Annotated in this window: 18 protein-coding genes; 12 read left to right on the top strand and 6 right to left on the bottom strand. The window is 71.1% G+C overall.

Translation table 11 applies throughout. The features are described 5' to 3' along the window. Positions 1 to 4 precede the first annotated feature (4 nt). From EV383_RS30545 to EV383_RS31515, 3 genes are read left to right on the top strand one after another with little or no spacing between them, the layout of a single operon-like run. Positions 5 to 199 carry a hypothetical protein gene (locus EV383_RS30545; RefSeq protein WP_130295321.1) on the top strand — a complete coding sequence of 65 codons (195 nt, stop codon included), beginning with the start codon at positions 5 to 7 and terminating at the stop codon, positions 197 to 199. A 22-nt stretch (positions 200 to 221) separates the two neighbouring features. Next, positions 222 to 812, top strand: a complete 591-nt coding sequence (locus EV383_RS30540; RefSeq protein ID WP_130295319.1) for an RNA polymerase sigma factor — start codon at positions 222 to 224, stop codon at positions 810 to 812. Further along, on the top strand, positions 809 to 1,786 hold the full coding sequence (locus EV383_RS31515) for a hypothetical protein (RefSeq protein WP_165438611.1): 978 nt from the start codon (positions 809 to 811) through the stop codon (positions 1,784 to 1,786). Before EV383_RS30540 ends, EV383_RS31515 begins: the two co-directional genes overlap by 4 nt. Positions 1,787 to 1,875: 89 nt before the next feature. Here EV383_RS31515 and EV383_RS30530 read toward each other — a convergent pair whose 3' ends face one another. Genes EV383_RS30530 through EV383_RS30520 form a run of 3 tightly spaced genes read right to left on the bottom strand, consistent with a single transcriptional unit; the run spans position 1,876 to position 3,582 of the window. Further along, positions 1,876 to 2,736: a helix-turn-helix domain-containing protein gene (locus EV383_RS30530; RefSeq protein ID WP_130295316.1), complete on the bottom strand. Its 861-nt coding sequence runs from the start codon at positions 2,734 to 2,736 to the stop codon at positions 1,876 to 1,878. 13 nt (positions 2,737 to 2,749) lie between these two features. Then, positions 2,750 to 3,328 carry a DUF6879 family protein gene (locus tag EV383_RS30525; RefSeq protein ID WP_130295314.1) on the bottom strand — a complete coding sequence of 193 codons (579 nt, stop codon included), beginning with the start codon at positions 3,326 to 3,328 and terminating at the stop codon, positions 2,750 to 2,752. Then, positions 3,325 to 3,582: a hypothetical protein gene (locus EV383_RS30520; RefSeq protein WP_130295312.1), complete on the bottom strand. Its 258-nt coding sequence runs from the start codon at positions 3,580 to 3,582 to the stop codon at positions 3,325 to 3,327. Before EV383_RS30520 ends, EV383_RS30525 begins: the two co-directional genes overlap by 4 nt. Positions 3,583 to 4,055: 473 nt before the next feature. On the opposite strand from EV383_RS30520, the gene EV383_RS30515 reads away from it, so the two are divergent. The 6 genes from EV383_RS30515 to EV383_RS30490 all read left to right on the top strand — a co-directional run bounded on the left by EV383_RS30515 (position 4,056) and on the right by EV383_RS30490 (position 11,190). Beyond that, entirely contained in the window at positions 4,056 to 4,424 is a 369-nt protein-coding gene (locus tag EV383_RS30515) for a hypothetical protein (RefSeq protein ID WP_130295310.1), read from the top strand. Further along, the gene (locus EV383_RS30510) at positions 4,411 to 5,595 is read left to right on the top strand and encodes a DUF2637 domain-containing protein (RefSeq protein ID WP_130295308.1); all 1,185 of its coding nucleotides are present in this window, start codon (positions 4,411 to 4,413) and stop codon (positions 5,593 to 5,595) included. Before EV383_RS30515 ends, EV383_RS30510 begins: the two co-directional genes overlap by 14 nt. Next, entirely contained in the window at positions 5,592 to 7,586 is a 1,995-nt protein-coding gene (locus tag EV383_RS30505) for a type IV secretory system conjugative DNA transfer family protein (RefSeq protein ID WP_130295306.1), read from the top strand. The genes EV383_RS30510 and EV383_RS30505 overlap by 4 nt, the downstream gene beginning before the upstream one ends. A 49-nt stretch (positions 7,587 to 7,635) precedes the next feature. Then, positions 7,636 to 8,520, top strand: a complete 885-nt coding sequence (locus tag EV383_RS30500; protein WP_130295304.1) for a hypothetical protein — start codon at positions 7,636 to 7,638, stop codon at positions 8,518 to 8,520. A 201-nt stretch (positions 8,521 to 8,721) separates the two neighbouring features. Beyond that, on the top strand, positions 8,722 to 9,861 hold the full coding sequence (locus EV383_RS30495; protein ID WP_130295302.1) for a cysteine--tRNA ligase: 1,140 nt from the start codon (positions 8,722 to 8,724) through the stop codon (positions 9,859 to 9,861). A 132-nt stretch (positions 9,862 to 9,993) separates the two neighbouring features. Further along, entirely contained in the window at positions 9,994 to 11,190 is a 1,197-nt protein-coding gene (locus tag EV383_RS30490) for an NAD(P)/FAD-dependent oxidoreductase (protein ID WP_130295476.1), read from the top strand. Between the two features lie 80 nt (positions 11,191 to 11,270). Here EV383_RS30490 and EV383_RS30485 read toward each other — a convergent pair whose 3' ends face one another. Continuing rightward, complete coding sequence (locus EV383_RS30485; RefSeq protein ID WP_242623543.1) at positions 11,271 to 11,900, bottom strand: rhodanese-like domain-containing protein; 630 nt, start codon at positions 11,898 to 11,900, stop codon at positions 11,271 to 11,273. 80 nt (positions 11,901 to 11,980) lie between these two features. Beyond that, positions 11,981 to 13,405: an MBL fold metallo-hydrolase gene (locus EV383_RS30480; protein WP_242623542.1), complete on the bottom strand. Its 1,425-nt coding sequence runs from the start codon at positions 13,403 to 13,405 to the stop codon at positions 11,981 to 11,983. A gap of 602 nt (positions 13,406 to 14,007) precedes the next feature. Here EV383_RS30480 and EV383_RS30475 point away from each other — a divergent pair. From EV383_RS30475 to EV383_RS30465, 3 genes are read left to right on the top strand one after another with little or no spacing between them, the layout of a single operon-like run. Further along, positions 14,008 to 14,811, top strand: a complete 804-nt coding sequence (locus tag EV383_RS30475) for a GntR family transcriptional regulator (protein WP_242623541.1) — start codon at positions 14,008 to 14,010, stop codon at positions 14,809 to 14,811. Then, positions 14,808 to 15,146, top strand: a complete 339-nt coding sequence (locus EV383_RS30470; RefSeq protein ID WP_130295298.1) for a rhodanese-like domain-containing protein — start codon at positions 14,808 to 14,810, stop codon at positions 15,144 to 15,146. Before EV383_RS30475 ends, EV383_RS30470 begins: the two co-directional genes overlap by 4 nt. Next, positions 15,143 to 15,994, top strand: a complete 852-nt coding sequence (locus EV383_RS30465; RefSeq protein ID WP_165438610.1) for a sulfite exporter TauE/SafE family protein — start codon at positions 15,143 to 15,145, stop codon at positions 15,992 to 15,994. The genes EV383_RS30470 and EV383_RS30465 overlap by 4 nt, the downstream gene beginning before the upstream one ends. A gap of 49 nt (positions 15,995 to 16,043) precedes the next feature. On the opposite strand, the gene EV383_RS30460 is transcribed toward EV383_RS30465, so the two are convergent. Further along, a partial coding sequence (locus EV383_RS30460) for a YeiH family protein (protein WP_130295294.1) occupies positions 16,044 to 16,839 on the bottom strand: 796 nt, incomplete at its 5' end.

Below are 16,839 nucleotides of genomic sequence, written 5' to 3'. Positions count from 1 at the left end.
TCCGATGTCGTCTCGGCCGTCCGAACCGCTGCTGCCCGTTCGTACCGCGGTGGTGTTCCTGATCGCCGCCCTGGTGGGTTTGGTCGCCGGCGGGCTCGGGTTCCTCGCCTACCACGACGTGCCCGCCGCGCTCCTGGTCGCCGGCGCTTCGGCAGGTGGAGCACTGGCCCTGTTCCACCGTCTGCTCGACCGGCGATGACCGGCCGGACCTGGAGGACACGATGACCACAGCGGACGAGGAACCCGGCGACCACAGCAGACGATCCTCGGCCGGCCTGTGGCCCGGATCCGATCACGACGCGAGCCCGCCGCCCCCGGCGACCCGGGCCGACGTCATCGAGGAGTTCACCGCGTTCTACCGCGCCTCCGCGCCCAAGCTGATCGCGTTCCTGCGCTGGCAGGGCGCCTCCCTGCCCGACGCCGCCGACTGCGCCCAGGACGCCCTCACCCAGGCGTTCCGACAGTGGAGCACCCTGACCTACCCCTACGCCTGGTGCCGGCTGGTCGCCTCACGCCTCTACGCCCGCCGGGTCGCCGCACTGCACGAAGACCCCGTCGATGACCTCCCCCACGAGCCCGGTTCACCACTGCTCAACCCGGAGACCCGCTACACCGAACTCGAGACCCGACACCGCGTCCTGGCCCTCCTCGACCGCCTCCCCTCCCGCCAACGGCAGGTCATGGCCTGGGCCTACGACGGCGCCACCCCCGCCGAGACCGCCACGGCCCTGCAGATCAGCTCGGACGCGGTCCGGGCGAACCTCTACAAGGCCCGCACCACACTGCGCGCGCTCCTGGAGGCCACCCCGTGAGCACCCACCGTCCCGACCCCGCCGCCCGCGCCTCTGACGACCAGATCGCCGCAGCCCACAACGCACTCGTCGCGGATCTCGCCACCACCCTCGACCTCACCGCCGGCGCCGCGGACGCGACACAACCCGCCACCTACACCGCGCTGACCAGCGACCTGCCCACGATCCTCGACCTCGACACCGGCCTGACCGACATCATCGGCGACCCCACCCCGCCCAACCCCCAGCCCACCAAACCGACCCACCCCGCCGGCCGCCAGCTGGCCGACCTCACTGATACCGAACGTCTGAAACTCCGCATCCACCCGACCCGTCGCCTGCTGCACCGCAGCCTCGCCCTCGCCCAGGCCCTCGCCCACGCCCTCGACCACGTCCGCGTCCGCGACCTCGACCGCGACCTCGACCTCGCCCGCGTCCTCGACCTCGACATCGACATCGACCGCGCCCTCGCCCACGCCCTCGACCTCGCCCACGCCCTCGACCTCGACCTCGCCCACGCCCTCGCCCACGCCCTCGACCTCGTCCGCGACCGCGCCCGCGACCTCAACCTCACCCGCGACCTCGCCCGTGACCTCGCCCACGCCCTCGACCGCAACCGCGCCCGCGACCGCGACCGCAACCACGATCTCGACCACGACCTCGGCGGCATCCTGGCCAGCGTTCGCACACTGGTCCACGACCTCGCCCGCGAGATGGATCTGGATCTGAGTTTGGACCTCGACGGTGCGAACCAGCTGGCTAGCCTGCTGTCCGTCCTGCGGGCCGCGGGCGACGACTTCGTCGGGGCAGACCTGCGCGCAGCGGATAATGTCGCGATGCGCGACCTCATCGGTGTGCGGTGGTCGCCGACGACGGTGTGGCCGCCCGGCCTGGAGGGCGAGGTGCGTGCGGCCTCGGTCGAGATCGAGCAGGGGATCTTCCAGGTCGTCGACGGCACTCACCAGCACGACGACGCTCGGACCAGCATCTGGTGATGGGAGCACGTGATAAAGCGGGTTATCACGTGGTGCGTGACGTGTCCGCATGACCGGATGCGGCACCGAGCCGACGGGCTGGCGGGCAGCTAGCGGAAGATCTCCGAGGTCATCGCGTCTGCGATGTGCCCGATAAGGGCCCGTGCCTCTTCACCGCGGGCCGCGGAGTTCCAGTACACCCTATGCCGACGGCGATAGGCCGCGATGCGATCCGGGTCGTCCTCGCGGTACTCGCTGGCCTCAAGTTCGACGACGACGGTGGAGTCGTCGGCGCCTTCGAGGTTTTCGAACAGGTCAAAACTCGCTCCGTATCGCGACGGCATGGCGGTGTCGATGGGGATGACCCCGAGTTCAACGGTGGGGAGCCGGGACAGCTCGCTGAGGTAGTGGAGTTGTTCGCTCATCACGGCCGGCCCCCCGAGGCGGTGCTGCAGCACGGCTTCGGTGAGGACGACGCGGATGCGGGTGCCGGGCTCGTACAGGACGCTCTTGCGTTGCAGGCGGGCGGTCACGGCCTGCCCGACGTCCTCGGCCGAGAGCCCGAGGACCGTGCTGAGCAGGTAGGAGGTGTAGCCGGCGGTCTGGAAGAGGCCGGGGATCATCGCGTTCTGGAAGACCTTGATCTCGCGGGCACTGCGCTCGAGGTCGGCGTAGCTGAGCTGGTGCTGGTGCCAGCCTCGCGAGTGCAGCTTCGTCCAGTCCGTGATCTCCGAGGTCGCCTCGAGCAGGGCCGTGACGTCGTGCCGGGCGGTCTCGTCGGCGTCGGTGCGGTCCAGCCAGGCCGAGACGAGTTCCTTGTCGGCTCGTGCCTGACCGGTGCCGTTCTCGACCTTGCTGATCCTGGACTGGGAGACGCCGAGCAGGTCACCGAGCTGGGTGCCGGTCAGGCCGGCCGCTTTGCGGCAGGCCCGGAGGCGCTCACCCAGTTCCTTCTGCGATGCCCTGCTCAATCAGTGCTCCGTTCTAGCCCCGGGCCGTGGCCGGGAGGTTGAGCGGTGGGGGAGGACCGACAGCGGCGGTGCGCTGGCGGGGGAAGTTGCTCAGGTCGAACGCGCCCGCCGCGACGGTCTGTCCGAGCAGCAGCTCGCGGATCGCGACGAACGGGGCGACGTCGTGGGCCTGCTCCGCGCCGAGGAACTGCCCGTCCTGGTCGAAGTGCTGCACGAACACGGTGGTGTCGTCGAAGAGCCAGAAGTCGGGCACGCCCGCCCAGGCCGGGTCGAGCGCCTCGCGGGCGATGGCCTGCACGTCCTCCCCGGCTGCGACGTTGTCGGGGTAGGCGGCGAACTCGAACCGGGTGTAGTCGGTGACCGGACGGCCCACGACCCGGACGCGGCCGATCGCCGCGCCGCGGGCGCGTACGTCTTCGACGGTGGCGATCCAGCCGTTGTTCTCGCGGGTCTTGCGGGGCAGCGCCTCACCGCGCAGGAAGGTCGCGATCCGGTCCTCTTCACCACCGACGGAGTAGACGTCGCGGCCCTCGTAGCGCCAGGCGTAGCGGGTGAACCGGGAGTACATGTCTCCGAGGGTCAGCTCGCTCATGCGATCACCGTCCCGTGGATCTCGACGAGGGTCTCGTGGGGCGGCAGCCCGATGCTCTGGAGGGCTTCGACGTCGTCGACGACGTCGCCTTCGACGAGCACGGTGCCGGCCGACGTCGGGGTGACCCGCCCGGTCCAGCGGGAGCCGCCGAGTCGCTGGGCGTGATCTTGCAGCAGCTGCTGAGTCACTTCGGCGAACCTCCGTCCTCTCGCGGTGCGGTCGCCCTGCACCAGCACGCTGCCCCGGTCGGTCACGTACGTCGTCGGGCAGTTCCCGCCCTCACACGACGCTGACACTGCGATGACCTGAACCTTCATTCCGCCTCCCCTGAGCGCCACGAATATTCCAGATACACCTCGAGGCTACGCAGGGACCCCGTCTCACGGGAACAGCAAAGGCACAGATAGCGGCACCTGTGTGCCCGCTCCGGCCTGTGCCTACGCTACCACAACGTTGCGAATATTCTGAATATTCGCTACCTTCTGGGTGTCGAGATCTTCGGCGGTCCTGGCCGGTGTGTCACCACCGGCCAGGACCTGGACGGACCGCAACCCCGAGCGCTCAAGCCAGGAGAACGATCCATGCGCAGTCTCTCGCGCCTACCGCACCGCGTCCCGCGCGGTCACCGACGGGCCCAGCCCTGCCGTAGCACCCGCCACACCGCTGTGTCCGCGCCACACACCCCGACCAAGGCCACTGCCCGCTATGCGCTGTCCGGAGTCCCCGCGTGAGGCGCCGACAGCACGGACCCGGCCACCGCGGTGCACGGCTCTCGGTACACGCCCGGTCGATCCCGGTCACCGCCGCCGGAGACGGCGTCGAGCACGAGGTCACCGACGAGGCCATCTCCGGCGGCGGTCACCCGAGCGGCCGCTACCAGGCGCTGTGCGGCGAGCTCATCGCCCCCGCCGCGCTCACCGAGCCGCCCGGCAGGCCCTGCCCCGGGTGCGCGGTCGAGCTGACCCCGTTGCCGGAGCTGATCTCGGCCGACAGCCACGCCCAGCGCCGCGCCCTGGCCCCGTGGCTGCACAACCTGACCGCACGCACCAACCGGCTGGCCATCCGGGAGGCGGTGATCGGCGGTGTCGCAGCCTAAGCAGACGACCGCCACCCCGCCCCCGTGGCGGGACGGGCGCGCCGAGCGGATCCGCGCCGCGGCCGAGGCCGAGCAGGCCCGCGCCGCCGCCGAGGCGACCCGCGCAGAGACCGCGCAGCGCTCCGAACGGGCCCGCGCCCAGCTCGCCGCCGAGCGCTCCGAGCAGCGCGCGGCCGAGGCGGCGCGGCGCCGGGCCGCGGTACGTGCCGGTGCCCGGGCCGTGGTCGCCGAGCTGCCGTCGGTGGCCGGGTTCGTGGCCTGTGTGGCGCCCACCCTGATCGCGACCCGCGGGCAGCTGGAGTTCGCCCGCACCCAGATGCAGCTCGGCTCGATGTCGGTGCTGCTGCCCGCGATGCTCGAAGGCGCAGCCTGGTTGCTGGCCTGGCGCCGGCACCAGGCCGTCGCGGCGGGAGAACCGGCTGGGCGGCTCACCGCGGGAGTGTGGCTACTCGCCGCAGTCGCGGCCTCCCTCAATCTCTGGCACGGCGCGACCGGGCCCGGCGGTCTGCAGGTCGGCGTCGCCTACGCCCTCGCGAGCCTGGTCGGGTTCGCACTCGTCGAGCTGCTCGTCGGGCACCAGCGCCGCGCCCGCGCCGCAGCCGGCCGGGCTCGCCGCCGGCGGGGCCTGCTGATTGGGCTCGCCCGGCTGCTGCGCTACCCGCTGCTGTCCTGGGCGGCGTGGTCGCGCCGGGTCGAGCTGGGGCCCGGCGCTGACGCCGCCGAGGCCTGGGGTCAGGCCTGGCGCGACCGGTTCGGCGTCGAGCTGGGCGCGGACGCGATCGCCCGCCGCCGAGGCCGTACCGGGGTGCGCGCACAACGCCGCGCCGCCACAGCTCCAAGCAGCACCGTCCAGCCGGACCCCGACACCGACGTCACCGAGCCCGCAGACACGTCCACGGACGTTCCGGGCACCTCGGGTGATGAGCGGGTCCGTGAGCTGGCCGAGCTGCTGCGCGCGGAGTGCCTGGTGACCGGCTCGCAGGCTGCAGCGCTCTACGCCGTCTCGCCCCGCACCGGGCGCCGTCTGCTCTCCGAGGCCCGCGACCTGCTCGCCGGTGACGGCGATCGCGGCCCGGAGCCACCCGAGGGCCCCGACACCGGCGCGGCGGCCGAACCGGCGCGCCCGCTGATCCTGGTGGCCACCCCGACCCGATTGGAGGTGGGCGCATGACCCGCGCCGAGCTCCACAGCGTCGAGAACCACGACGCCACGACCACCGACCCGACACCGGCCCGGTCGATGTCCGAGCGATCGGAGCCGGGCCGCGGCTGGCACCGCACCGTGTCGCGCGGGGTGGGCGCGGCGTGGTGGTGGGCCATCCTGCCGACGCTGCGGTCCGGTCTCGCCTCTCCCGGCTGGGCCCGGCTCAGCACCGCCGCAGCCTCGGCGCTGTGCCGCTGGCGGGTCCAGCTCATCGCGCTCGGCGTACTCCTGACCGGCCTGACGGTCGCCGTGCTGGCCGGGACCGCGACCCCGCAGAACCCGGCGGTGCTGCCGACGCTGGGATTCCTGGCCACGGTGGGGGAGATCCTCGCCGGAGCCGCCGCGGTGGTCGTGGCGGTCCCGATCGTGCGCGCGGTCTACCCGCACACGATCCGTGGCCGGGTCCGGATCCGCTACGGATTCGACGGGTGGGCGAGCTGGTGGGACCTGCACCGCTACGTCTCCGCCCACGCCGTCCGCGCCGCCGCGGTCGCCTCCCGCCCCAGCATCGCCGCCGCGGCCTCCGCGCCGGGCGGGCGCCCGGATCCCGGGCGGATCGAGCGGCTCCCGGCCGGTCGCTGCGGCACCTGGCTGGGCCGCACCGTGGTGGGCCCGGTGGTCGGCACCGACTGCTACGCCGCGCACCGCGACGTGATCGGGCTGATCGCGCCCCCGCAGACCGGGAAGACCGCGCTGCTCGGGCACCACGTCATCGACCACGACGGCCCGGTGATGGCCACCTCCACCAAGGTCGACATCTACGACTACTGCGCCGGGGCCCGCGCCGAGCAGGGACCGGTGATGCTGTTCAACCCCGAGAACCTCGGCGGACTCGGCTCGACGGTCTGGTGGTCCCCGGTGCGTGGCTGCGCCGACTCCCAGACCGCGGCCGAACGGGCCGGGCACATGGTCGGCGCCGCCGCCTCGGGCGACGACGACGGTGACCGCTGGGACGACTGGGCCGCCGCGGTGCTGTGCGCGCTGCTCATGGCCGCCGACCTCAACGACCGTGACATGGCCACGGTCGCGCGCTGGGTGTTCAACCCCACCAGCGACGCCCGCACCGGCGGCGCCGCCGAAGCCCTCGCCCTGCTCACCAGCGCCCCCGCCGGACGAGTCCCGGCCGGGGCGGCGGACGCGCTGCGTCAGGTCCTGGCCACCGATGCCCGCAAGACCCGCGACTCGATCTTCCTGACCCTGCAGCGGTCGGTGAAGTTCATGACCGACCCCACCATCGCGGCCCTGGTCACCGCCTCACCCGACCCAGCACGATCCGGAGCCGTGGGTTCCGGGTCTGCGGAGTTCGATGCGCAGGCCTTCGTCGCCGGGCGCGGGGCGCTGTTCGTGATCGGCTCCGACCGCGCGCACGCCGCGGTGGCGCCGCTGCTGGCCGCGTTCACCGGGCACGTGTTCGAGACCGCCAAACGCGTCGCCGCGACCCGGGCGAAGGGCCGCCTGGACCCGCCGTTGGGGATGTTCCTCGACGAGGTCGCCCTGATCACCCCGGTCCCGCTGGATCGCTGGCTCGCCGACGCCGGCGGCCGCGGCGTGCACATCGAGTGGGCCGCCCAGTCCCCCTCGCAGCTCGCGCAGCGCTGGGGCGCTCGCGGCGCGGACACGATCTGGAACGCCACCAACGTCAAGCTCGTCTACGGCGGGCTCTCCCTCGACGAAGACCTCGAAGCGGTGTCGCGGCTGTGCGGGCACCGCCACGAACCGGTCACCGAACCCGACGGGCGTGAACGCTTCGAACGCGTCCGGGTTTGCCCACCCGACCGGCTCCGTGTCCTGCCCCAGTGGCACGCCGTCCTCATCCACCGCGCCACCCCGGCCACCATCGTCCGGGTCCGGCCCGTGTGGACGCGCCGCGATCTGCGCCCGGCCCCGCCGCGGTCGGTGATCGAGCCGAGTACCACCACCCCGCGGCGCACCGACGACACCGCACCTGCAGCGGCGTGACGGCGCGCAGCGCGATCATGGCGGGCACCACGACCAGGAGGACACAGCAGTGAGCAGTGACGGACCCGCCACCCCACCCCCCAGCAGCGGCCCGGCCGGAGCGGCCGGGGGCCGGGGGAGTGGGCGGTCCTGGCAGGTGGAGATGGGCTTGGAGATCCGCCGGATCCGGGACCAGGCCACCGACGCCTCCCGCGGGGTCGCCGAGGTCGCGAACCAGGTCTCGGAGATGCTGCCCCGCCTCGGCGACGTCGAGCATGGCCTGGCCGCGATCGCCGGCGCCTTCGAAACCGGGGCCGGCGCCGACGACGAGAGCGGCCCGATCGCCCTCACCCCGGCCCTGCGCTGGGCAGCCCTCGACGAAGAGGAGGCCGTCGCCGGGTGGGCGGCGTTGGGCGGCTGGGTGGCCACCGTCCTCAACGCCCAGTACCGCCTCACCCGGGCCGAGCTGCCCGACTGCTGGCCTGTGCACCCTCGTGCGGTCCGCGAGCTCGCCTGGCTGCGCACCTGCCACGTCGCCGCATCCGCTCCGCGCACCCGCCCCGACATCGTCGCCGAATGGCACGTGCGGTGGCTCCCCGCCGCCCTGCACAACCTCACCAACGCCATCGACCCCCGTGAGTGCGCCCCCGGGCGGCACCGGATCACCGAGGAAGAACGCCGGCTGCACGAGATCGCCCTCGAAAAGGCCGTCCGGGACAGTCAGCCCGCGCCGCAACTCACCGCCGAGACCGGCCCCGACCGGCCCCGATACCTCCCCGACCGGTTCCCGCCCCGGCGCAGCCACGACCCCGACAGCTACGGCCTCGACACCACCACCCGCCCACAGAGCCTCGACCACGAAACCCCCGCCCCACCGAGCGGCCCCGTACACTGGCGCGAGTACTACCTCGACGCCCGCGACGCCGACCTCCACCACCGCGCCCAGCAGCAGTGAGGAGCCTGAGAGTTGCTTCGGGGCAGGGGCTCGGGAACAGGGTTGTCGGCCGGCGCTCCGGGAGACGGCTTCGGCACGCCGTTGCGGCGATAACTGCGATTCCGTCGCCTAGACAACGTCTTCGCGTATTCAGCTTGCGCAGTGCTGGTCCGGGCAGCAGTGATGCTCGGCCAATGTCCGAGCGGGTGCCAGGATGATGCAATGGACCAGCAAATCGACGGGCAGATAACGGACAGGTCGGGGGCCCGGTTCGTCCTGGGTGGTGCGTCCCTGCCGTTGACAATGCCGACCCGGATGTATGTCTGCGGGATCACCCCCTACGACGTGACCCATCTCGGGCACGCGTCCACCTTTGTGTGGGCCGACGTCCTGGGTCGGGTGGTTCGGATGACGGGTACGGACACCGAGGTCGCCCGCAACGTCACCGACGTCGACGATGTCCTGACCCGCACGGCGGTGGACCGCGGTCGCGACTACGACGAGTTCGGGCTGCGTCAGGAGTTCTGGTTCGACCGGGCGATGTCGGCGCTGCACGTTCGCGAACCTCAGCACACCCCGCATGCCCGGCATCACATCCATCACGTCATCGCCCTGGCGGCGGCACTGGTGGAGCGCGGGGTCGCCTACGAGCGTGAGGGGCACGTCTACTTCCGCGGCGGTGGCCTCCCGGCGGCGGCCGGTTTGGGCCGCGAGCAGGCGCTGGCGTTGTCAGCGGAATATGGCGACGACCCGGACGACTCCTTGCGGGATGACCCGTTCGACGTGCCGGTGTGGCGGCCCTCGGACAGCTCGCACCCGGCGTGGCCGAGCCCGTGGGGTCCGGGGCGTCCCGGCTGGCACGCCGAGTGCGCCGCGATGGCGATGGCGACCCTCGGCGGGGTGGTCGACGTCCTGGCCGGGGGTGCGGACCTGGAGTTCCCGCACCACGCCTACCAGGTCGCGATGGCCGGCGCGGCAACCGGAGCGGGCCTGTTCGCTCGTCGGCAGTTTCGGGTGGGCACGGTCGGCCTGGAGGGCGAGAAGATGGCCAAGTCGACCGGCAATCTGGTCCTGGTGCAGGACCTGCTCCAGGACACCTCGGGGGCGGTGCTGCGGATGCTGCTCCTGGACCGGGTGTGGAGCCAGGGATGGGACTTCCGCTCCGGGGACATCGAGCTGGCGGCGCAACGACTCGAGGAGCTCTATGTCGCGGCGGGGCGTAAGCCCGGATCTTCCGCGGCGACCTCAGCGGTCAGCGCAGCACTGCTGCAGGACCTCGATGTCCCCACCGCTGTGAGCCACGCGATCGACGCAGGCGGGGACGCCGCCCGGTTGGTGATCCGCACGCTCGCCCTGCAGTAGCGAGCACATCCGCTCGACGACAGATCGCCCAGGACCCGATGGGTCCGGGCGATTTTTCCTGTCTAGGCCCATTGTGATCCCAACCACTGGTCCGCTACGGTCAGATGTACGTACATTTACCGGAGGGTGGACATGGCGCGTCATCGCATCGTCATCGTCGGCGGCGGCAGCGCCGGCATCAGCGTGGCTGCACGGCTACGCCGAAGCGGGGAAGGCGACGTGGCAGTGATCGATCCCGCGGCCACGCACTACTACCAACCGTTGTGGACGCTGGTCGGGGGTGGATGCGCTCCGGTCGAGGAGAGCGCGAAGCCGCAGTCGGCGGTGATGCCGAAGGGCGTCAACTGGATCCGCAGGGCGGCGGTCTCTGTCGATCCGGACGCGCGGACGGTTGAACTCGACGACGGGTCGTCGGTGGGCTACGAGTACCTGGTCATGTGCCCGGGAATCCAGCTCGATTGGGGCAAGATTACCGGTCTCGGGCAGACCCTGGGCCGCGATGGCGTATCGAGCAACTACCAGTACGAGCTCGCCCCGGCGATGTGGAAGTTCATCCGCGAGACCCGCTCGGGCACAGCCGTGTTCACCATGCCCGCGGGTCCGATCAAGTGCGCCGGGGCGCCGCAGAAGATCGCCTACCTGGCCGCGGACTACTGGCGGCAGGAGGGTGTCCTCGACAAGATCGACATTCACCTGGTGTTGCCGACTCCGGGCATGTTCGGGGTCAAGGAGTTCGCGCAGATCCTGGACGGCGTCGCGCGCCGCTACGGCATCAACGTGCATCTGCAGAGTGAGGCGACGAGCGTGAACGCCGACAAGCGCGAGGTCACGATCGTCGACCACGCCAACGGCGACACGACGCAGACCCTGAACTACGACGTCATGCACGTCGTGCCGCCCCAGAGCGCACCGGACTGGGTGAAGAAAACCTCCCTCGCCGACCCGGCTTCGCCCGCCGGGTACGTCGAGATCGACAAGCACACGATGCAGCACGCCCGGTATCCGGAGGTGTTCGCCCTCGGCGACGCCGGCTCCTCTCCGAACTCGAAGACCGGGGCGGCGATCCGCAAGCAGGCGCCGGTCGTGGCCACGAACCTGACCGATGTCATGGCCGGGCGGGAGCCCAGCGCCCGCTACGAGGGCTATGCCTCGTGCCCGCTTACGACCTCGCGTAGGACGCTGCTGCTCGCCGAGTTCGACTACTCGATGACCCCCAAGCCCTCGATCCCCAAGATCAATACGATCAAGGAGCGCCGGGACATGTGGTACCTCAAGCGCCACGGTCTACCGGCGCTGTACTGGAACCTCATGCTGCGGGGCCTCGCCTGAGGAGACGATCACGATGGGTAAGCCCCGGCTCCGACACGGAACCGGGGCTTACCCGTCGACTACGGCGCTGCGACGGGGCCTCAGCGGCGCCGGAGCGCGTCGATGGTGTCGACCGGACGCGGCTCCGTGCTGGCCCGGTTGAACGGCAGCCGAGCGAGGGCAGAGCCCATCGCGCAGGTGTCGGACAGCGCGGAGAACGTCAAGCCCGCGCCGATGCCTGCGGCGAGCAGTCGTGCGCGTGGGTGAAGGAGCTGTCCGGCGGTCAGGCCTGCCAGCACGAGTGATCCGGCGACCAGGCGGACCTGGCGCTCCAGGGCCCAAGCGCGTCGGCCGTGCACGACCTCACCGTCGGCTGCGGAGAACGCGGGGAGCCCGCCGTCGAGAACGTGGGCGCGGTCCAGGCCGACCGTCGCGAGGTGCCGGCGGCCCTGTTCGGCCCGGACACCGGACTGGCAGACGAGAACGACCGGGGAGTCGAGGTGCGCGGCGAGGTCCGCGGTGTGCTCGGCCAGCGTCGCGAGTGGTACGTGGTAAGAGCCCCGGACGTGGGCGGACTCGTACTCGGCGGCACTCCGGACGTCGATCACGAGGGGCGCCGGTGACGCGGGGGAGCGCATCCAGCGGTCGAGGGTCGGCCCGTCGATCGACGTCCCGGGCGCCGGGTCCGTGAGGGTCGCTGTGGTGGGGGAGCTTGGGCGGGTGGAGGTCACGGAGGCGGTCGGTCCTTTCCAGAGGTGCGGCCCGGTCCCTGTCGGACCGGGCCGCGTGGTGTCGAGCGGTTGTCGAGATCTCAGACCGGCTGTGCCTGGTCGACGGGGCGTTCCCCGTTGTCCCAGGCGCCGAAGCCGCCGAGCAGGTCGTAGACGTCGTCGAAGCCGTGTGCGCGCAGCGTCGATGCGGCGATGGACGAGCGGTAGCCGCCGGCGCAGTACACGACCGTCGACCGGGACGGATCGAGCTCGCCAACGCGTGAGACGAGCACGGAGAGCGGGATCAGGTGTGCGCCGCGAATGGATCCGGTGCCGGCGACCTCCCCGGGGCCTCGCACGTCGAGAAGCTGAACGGGGACGGCCAGGGCCTCCAACCGTTCGGCGTCGACCCGGCCGGCGGCGCGCAGGTGCACGGCCGGGACGGAGGCGATGCCGCCGTCGAGGTGTCCCAAGACCCGGTCGAAGCCGATCCGGGCGAGCCGGTTGCGGGCCTCGACCTCGGTTCCGGTATCGCAGACCAGCAGCAGGTCGCTCTCGGCCGGGATGACTTGCCCGGCCATCTCGGCGAAGCGCCCGCCCAGGCCGATGTTGATCGCCCCGGTGAGGTGGGCCGAGGCGAAGTCCTGGGGGTCACGGGTGTCGAGCACGGTCGCGCCGTCACGGCGGCGGTCGAGGAACGCCTCGGGCTGCAGTGAGGGGACTGCGGTGGTCTCGTCGAGCATCGGCCGGTCCTCGCGGTTGCGGTGCGAGGCGAACGCGAAGTACATCGGCGCGGCCGACTGGCCTTCGCACACGGCTGAGACGAACGCGTCCTCGCTCATCGGGGCCAGTGCGTAGTTGCTGCGGCGCTGCTCGCCGATGGTGCTCGAGGTCTCGGTGGACAGGTTCTTGCCGCACGCCGATCCCGCACCGTGGGCCGGGAAGACCCGTGTGGAGTCGGGCAGGGGCAGCAGACGTTCGCGGGTCGAGCGGTAGAGGGCCTTGGCCAGCTCCTCGGGCGACCAGCCGTTGGCCCCGAGCAGGTCCGGCCGGCCGACGTCGCCGACGAACAAGGTGTCCCCGGTGAGCACGCCGTAGGGCTCCGATGCCTCGGCGGACTCGCGCACGACGATGCAGATCGACTCCGGGGTGTGGCCCGGGGTGTGCATGATCTCCAGCGTGACAGTGCCCAGCGACAGGGACTGCTCGTCGGCCAGTGCCTCGATCGCGAACTCGACATCCGCAGCGTCGCCGTAGGAGATCGGCGCACCTGTGGCTGCCGCGAGTTCCAGGTGCCCGGACAGGAAGTCCGCGTGCACGTGGGTCTCCAGGATCCGCTCGATCGTCAGTCCCGCCTCGCGGGCGTCGTCGAGGTACTCCTTGACGTCGCGTTGCGGGTCGACCACCACCGCTCGTCCCGTGCCCGCGTCTCCGATCAGGTACGAGGCCTGCGACAGGCACCCGAGGTAATACTGCTTGAAGATCAACTGGCCGCTGCGCTCCATCGTGCCCTCCGACGGCGTCAAGGTCTGATGTAAATGACCGTACATTACGAACGCGGTGCGGTCGAGATGTGGAAGAAGTGACCGTCTGCCCGACTCGTCGTGAGAGGTGAGCAGCTATCCGTTGCGCTGGGCGAATACGCGTGGTGCAGTGGTCATGTGGCACCCTTCAGCTCGCCGGCCGATCGCACGCTCTGCGTGTGCTTGATGGCCGCTGACCAGCTGTCGGTGGATGATCGCCGCTGTCGCCCAGGACTCTTCGCGGGCTGACCCCTACTCGGCTCGCGGTCTCTGCACGGATCGTCCCGCCGAGTTCTGGAGCCCTGCTGTGAACGTCCCCGCCACGACATCGACCACGTCGGAGATAAGTGAGTCCGTGACGCGTCGACTCCGTCCGGTCGCTCCCGGAGACGGCGACATGTGTCCTAGCCGTGATGGGTCCCGCCGACTGCTCGATCGGGTCGTCGAGGCGATGCGCGCTGCGCACCACGCGGCCGTGCCGTTCTGAGTGACGACGCCGTCAGTCGTGTGACGCGAGTGTTCGTCTCCGGGGCGGCGCCGGCGACAGCTTGCGATCACACATGAAATGACCGTACATTCCCCTCGTCGTACGAAGGGGGATGTTGGTGGCAGTCGAGACGTCAGATCGGCATCGGGCACTGCGGCGGGAGCCGGGCGCGCTGCTGTGGGAGCAGCTCCTCACGGATCTTCGACGGCGTCTGGACGCCGACGAGTTCACCCACGGCTTCCCTGGTGAGCACGCCTTGGTCAGCGATTACGGCGTCAGCCGACACACGGTGCGCCAGGCCGTCAAGGTCCTGCGTGAGGAAGGCCTGGTCGTCGCCGGTCGCGGCCGACCGTCGCGGCAGGCCGAGCCGGTCGAGATCGCCCAGCGCCTCGGTGCGCTCTACAGCCTGCACGAGTCGGTCCAGGCGATGGGCCTGGAGCAGCGCAGTGTCGTCCGGTCCCTGGATACCCGCGCGGACGGCGTCGTTGCCGCCCGGCTCGGCATCGAGGAGTCGACGCCGCTGATCTACCTCGAACGCCTCCGGTTCGCCGGTGACGAGCCGCTCGCCCTCGACCGGGTCTGGCTTCCCCACGAGCTCGCCGCACCCCTGCTCGACGCCGACTTCACCCAGGGCGCGCTCTACGAGCGCTACGCCGAGATGTGCGGCGTCGTGCTGACCGGCGGCGAGGAACAGATCCAGCCGATCCTGCCGACCCCGGCCGAGCACAAGCTCCTGGGCGGGAGCCCGACGACCGCGGCGTTCTCGATCCGCCGTCTCGGCTGTGCGAAGGGCCGTCCCGTCGAGTGGCGCCACACCCTCGTGCGCGGGGACCGCTTCACCCTGACCGCCGACTTCTCCCGCAAGGACGGCTACCACCTCGACCTGCTCAGCACCGCGGACCGGAAGGACCCCCGCCGATGACCACGCCCGAGATCCCCCAGGTCAACCCTGCCGAAGCCGCCGAGCTTGCTCGCTCCGGCGCCCTGCTGCTCGACGTCCGCGAGCCCGACGAATGGCGTGCCGGGCACATCGACGGTGCCGTCCACGTGCCGCTCGGGGATCTCGATCCCGGTGCCGTCGGCACCGGCCGCCCGGTGATCGCGATCTGCCGCTCCGGTAACCGCTCCGGCAAGGCAGCCGTGGTGCTGGCCGGGGCCGGCATCGACGTCCGCAATCTGGCCGGGGGTATGAAGGCCTGGGACGCCGCCGGTCTTCCGTTCCTCGACGACTCCGGCAGGCCCGGAGCAGTCGGGTGAGTATCGCCCTCGCGGCCGCGCTCGGGCTCGTGATCGGACTCGTGATCGGTGCCCTCGGCGGCGGCGGGGGTGTACTCGCGGTACCGGCCCTGGTCTACGCGCTCGGGCAGGACGCCCAGTCCGCCACCACCAGCAGCATCATCATCGTCGGCATCATCTCCGTGGTTGGCGTACTGGCCCGTCTGCGTGACCGCACCATCGACTGGCGCACAGGTATCGCCTTCGGGGTGGTCGGGATCGCTGCGGCCTGGGCCGGAACGCTGCTCAACCGGGCGGCTCCGCAGAACACGCTGCTGCTCGCGTTCTCCGCGATCACGCTTCTCGTCGCGGTCGCCATGCTGATCAACAGCCGCCCGTCCCGGCAGCCGGCCCCAGACGCCGCCTCCGACGAGTCGGTCGGTACTGCCGCGGCCGACAGTGCCGGTGGTGCGACCACCCTGCTCTCCGCTCCGGCCGGAACCTCGCGCGTCGCGTTGGTACAACTCGCGGCGAAGGTGATCGCCTGCGGCGCCGTCGTCGGGTTCCTGACCGGCTTCCTTGGTGTGGGGGGAGGGTTCCTCGTGGTGCCCGCTCTGGTCATCGTGCTCCGGATTCCGATGACCGTCGCGATCGGCACCTCGTTGCTGATCATCGCGTTCAACTCGGTGAGTTCGCTCGCCTCGCGGGTTGGTGATCTGCACCTCGACCTGCGGATCATCGTGCCGTTCACGATCGCGGCCATCGTGGGAACCCTGCTCGGTAAGAAGGTCACGGACCGTTTCTCCGGCGCCGCCTTGAGCCGGGCCTTCGCCGTCATGCTCGTCCTGGTCGGTCTGTTCGTCGCCGCGGAGAGTTCCGGAATTTTCTGAGCCGACGTCGCAGATGCGCTGATGGTCGAGTGTCCGCGGCGTCCGCCGCTCACAGAGTGCCGGTGAGGGCCTGGATGCCGAGGCTGCTGGCGCCGACGAGAACCCAGAGGCATGCCCCGAGGACGAGGGGCCGCACTCCTGCCTTGCGCATATCTGACAAGCGCATCGACAGACCAATCCCGGCCAGGGCGGTGGTGATCAGGAACGTGCCGGTGAACGTCAGCGCGGGGTGCCACGACTCCGGGATGACTCCGACGCTGGTCAGGCCCGAGGCGACGACGAACCCGACCAGGAACAGCGGGACGATCTTCTTCCACGGCAGGGTGCGCAAGCTGAAGCCGGTACGGCCGCCGGCGGCGGGGGCGTCGACCTGTGCCTGGCGATGAGCGGCCCAGAAGGCCAGGACCATGACGATCGGGATCAGCATCAGGCTGCGGGTCAGCTTCACCACGACCGAGTAGGGCCCGGCGTCACCGCCGTAGGCGTAGCCCGCCGCAACGACTGATGAGGTGTCATTGATCGCGGTCCCGGCCCACAGCCCGAAGGCGTGCGGGTCCAGGCCCATCAGGTGCCCCAGCTGCGGGAAAACCAGCACGGCGACGATGTTGAACGTGAAGATGGTCCCGATCGCGTAGGCGACCTGGGACTCCTTGGCCTTGATCACGGCCTGGGTCGCGGCGATCGCCGACGCGCCGCAGATGGCGGTGCCGACGCCGATCAGCAACTGTGCGTCGCCGCGGACATCGAGCAGCCGTCCCAGCCCGTAGGCGCCCAGGAGCGCAACGGCCAGTGTGCCGAGCATGACCGGCAACGATGCGCCGCCGACTTCGGCGACCTGGCGCAAC

Origin of the sequence: Pseudonocardia sediminis, from assembly GCF_004217185.1 — a bacterium.
Taxonomy (GTDB): Bacteria; Actinomycetota; Actinomycetes; order Mycobacteriales; family Pseudonocardiaceae; genus Pseudonocardia; species Pseudonocardia sediminis.
Note: the sequence above shows the minus strand (reverse complement) of the source record. Positions and strands in the feature narration are given on the sequence as shown.

Coding starts and splice junctions, on each gene's coding strand:
- EV383_RS30545 (WP_130295321.1), top strand. CDS start 5: ATGTCGTCTCGGCCGTCCGAACCGCTGCTGCCCGTTCGTACCGCGGTG.
- EV383_RS30540 (WP_130295319.1), top strand. CDS start 222: ATGACCACAGCGGACGAGGAACCCGGCGACCACAGCAGACGATCCTCG.
- EV383_RS30525 (WP_130295314.1), bottom strand. CDS start 3,328: ATGAGCGAGCTGACCCTCGGAGACATGTACTCCCGGTTCACCCGCTAC.
- EV383_RS30505 (WP_130295306.1), top strand. CDS start 5,592: ATGACCCGCGCCGAGCTCCACAGCGTCGAGAACCACGACGCCACGACC.
- EV383_RS30495 (WP_130295302.1), top strand. CDS start 8,722: ATGGACCAGCAAATCGACGGGCAGATAACGGACAGGTCGGGGGCCCGG.
- EV383_RS30490 (WP_130295476.1), top strand. CDS start 9,994: ATGGCGCGTCATCGCATCGTCATCGTCGGCGGCGGCAGCGCCGGCATC.
- EV383_RS30470 (WP_130295298.1), top strand. CDS start 14,808: ATGACCACGCCCGAGATCCCCCAGGTCAACCCTGCCGAAGCCGCCGAG.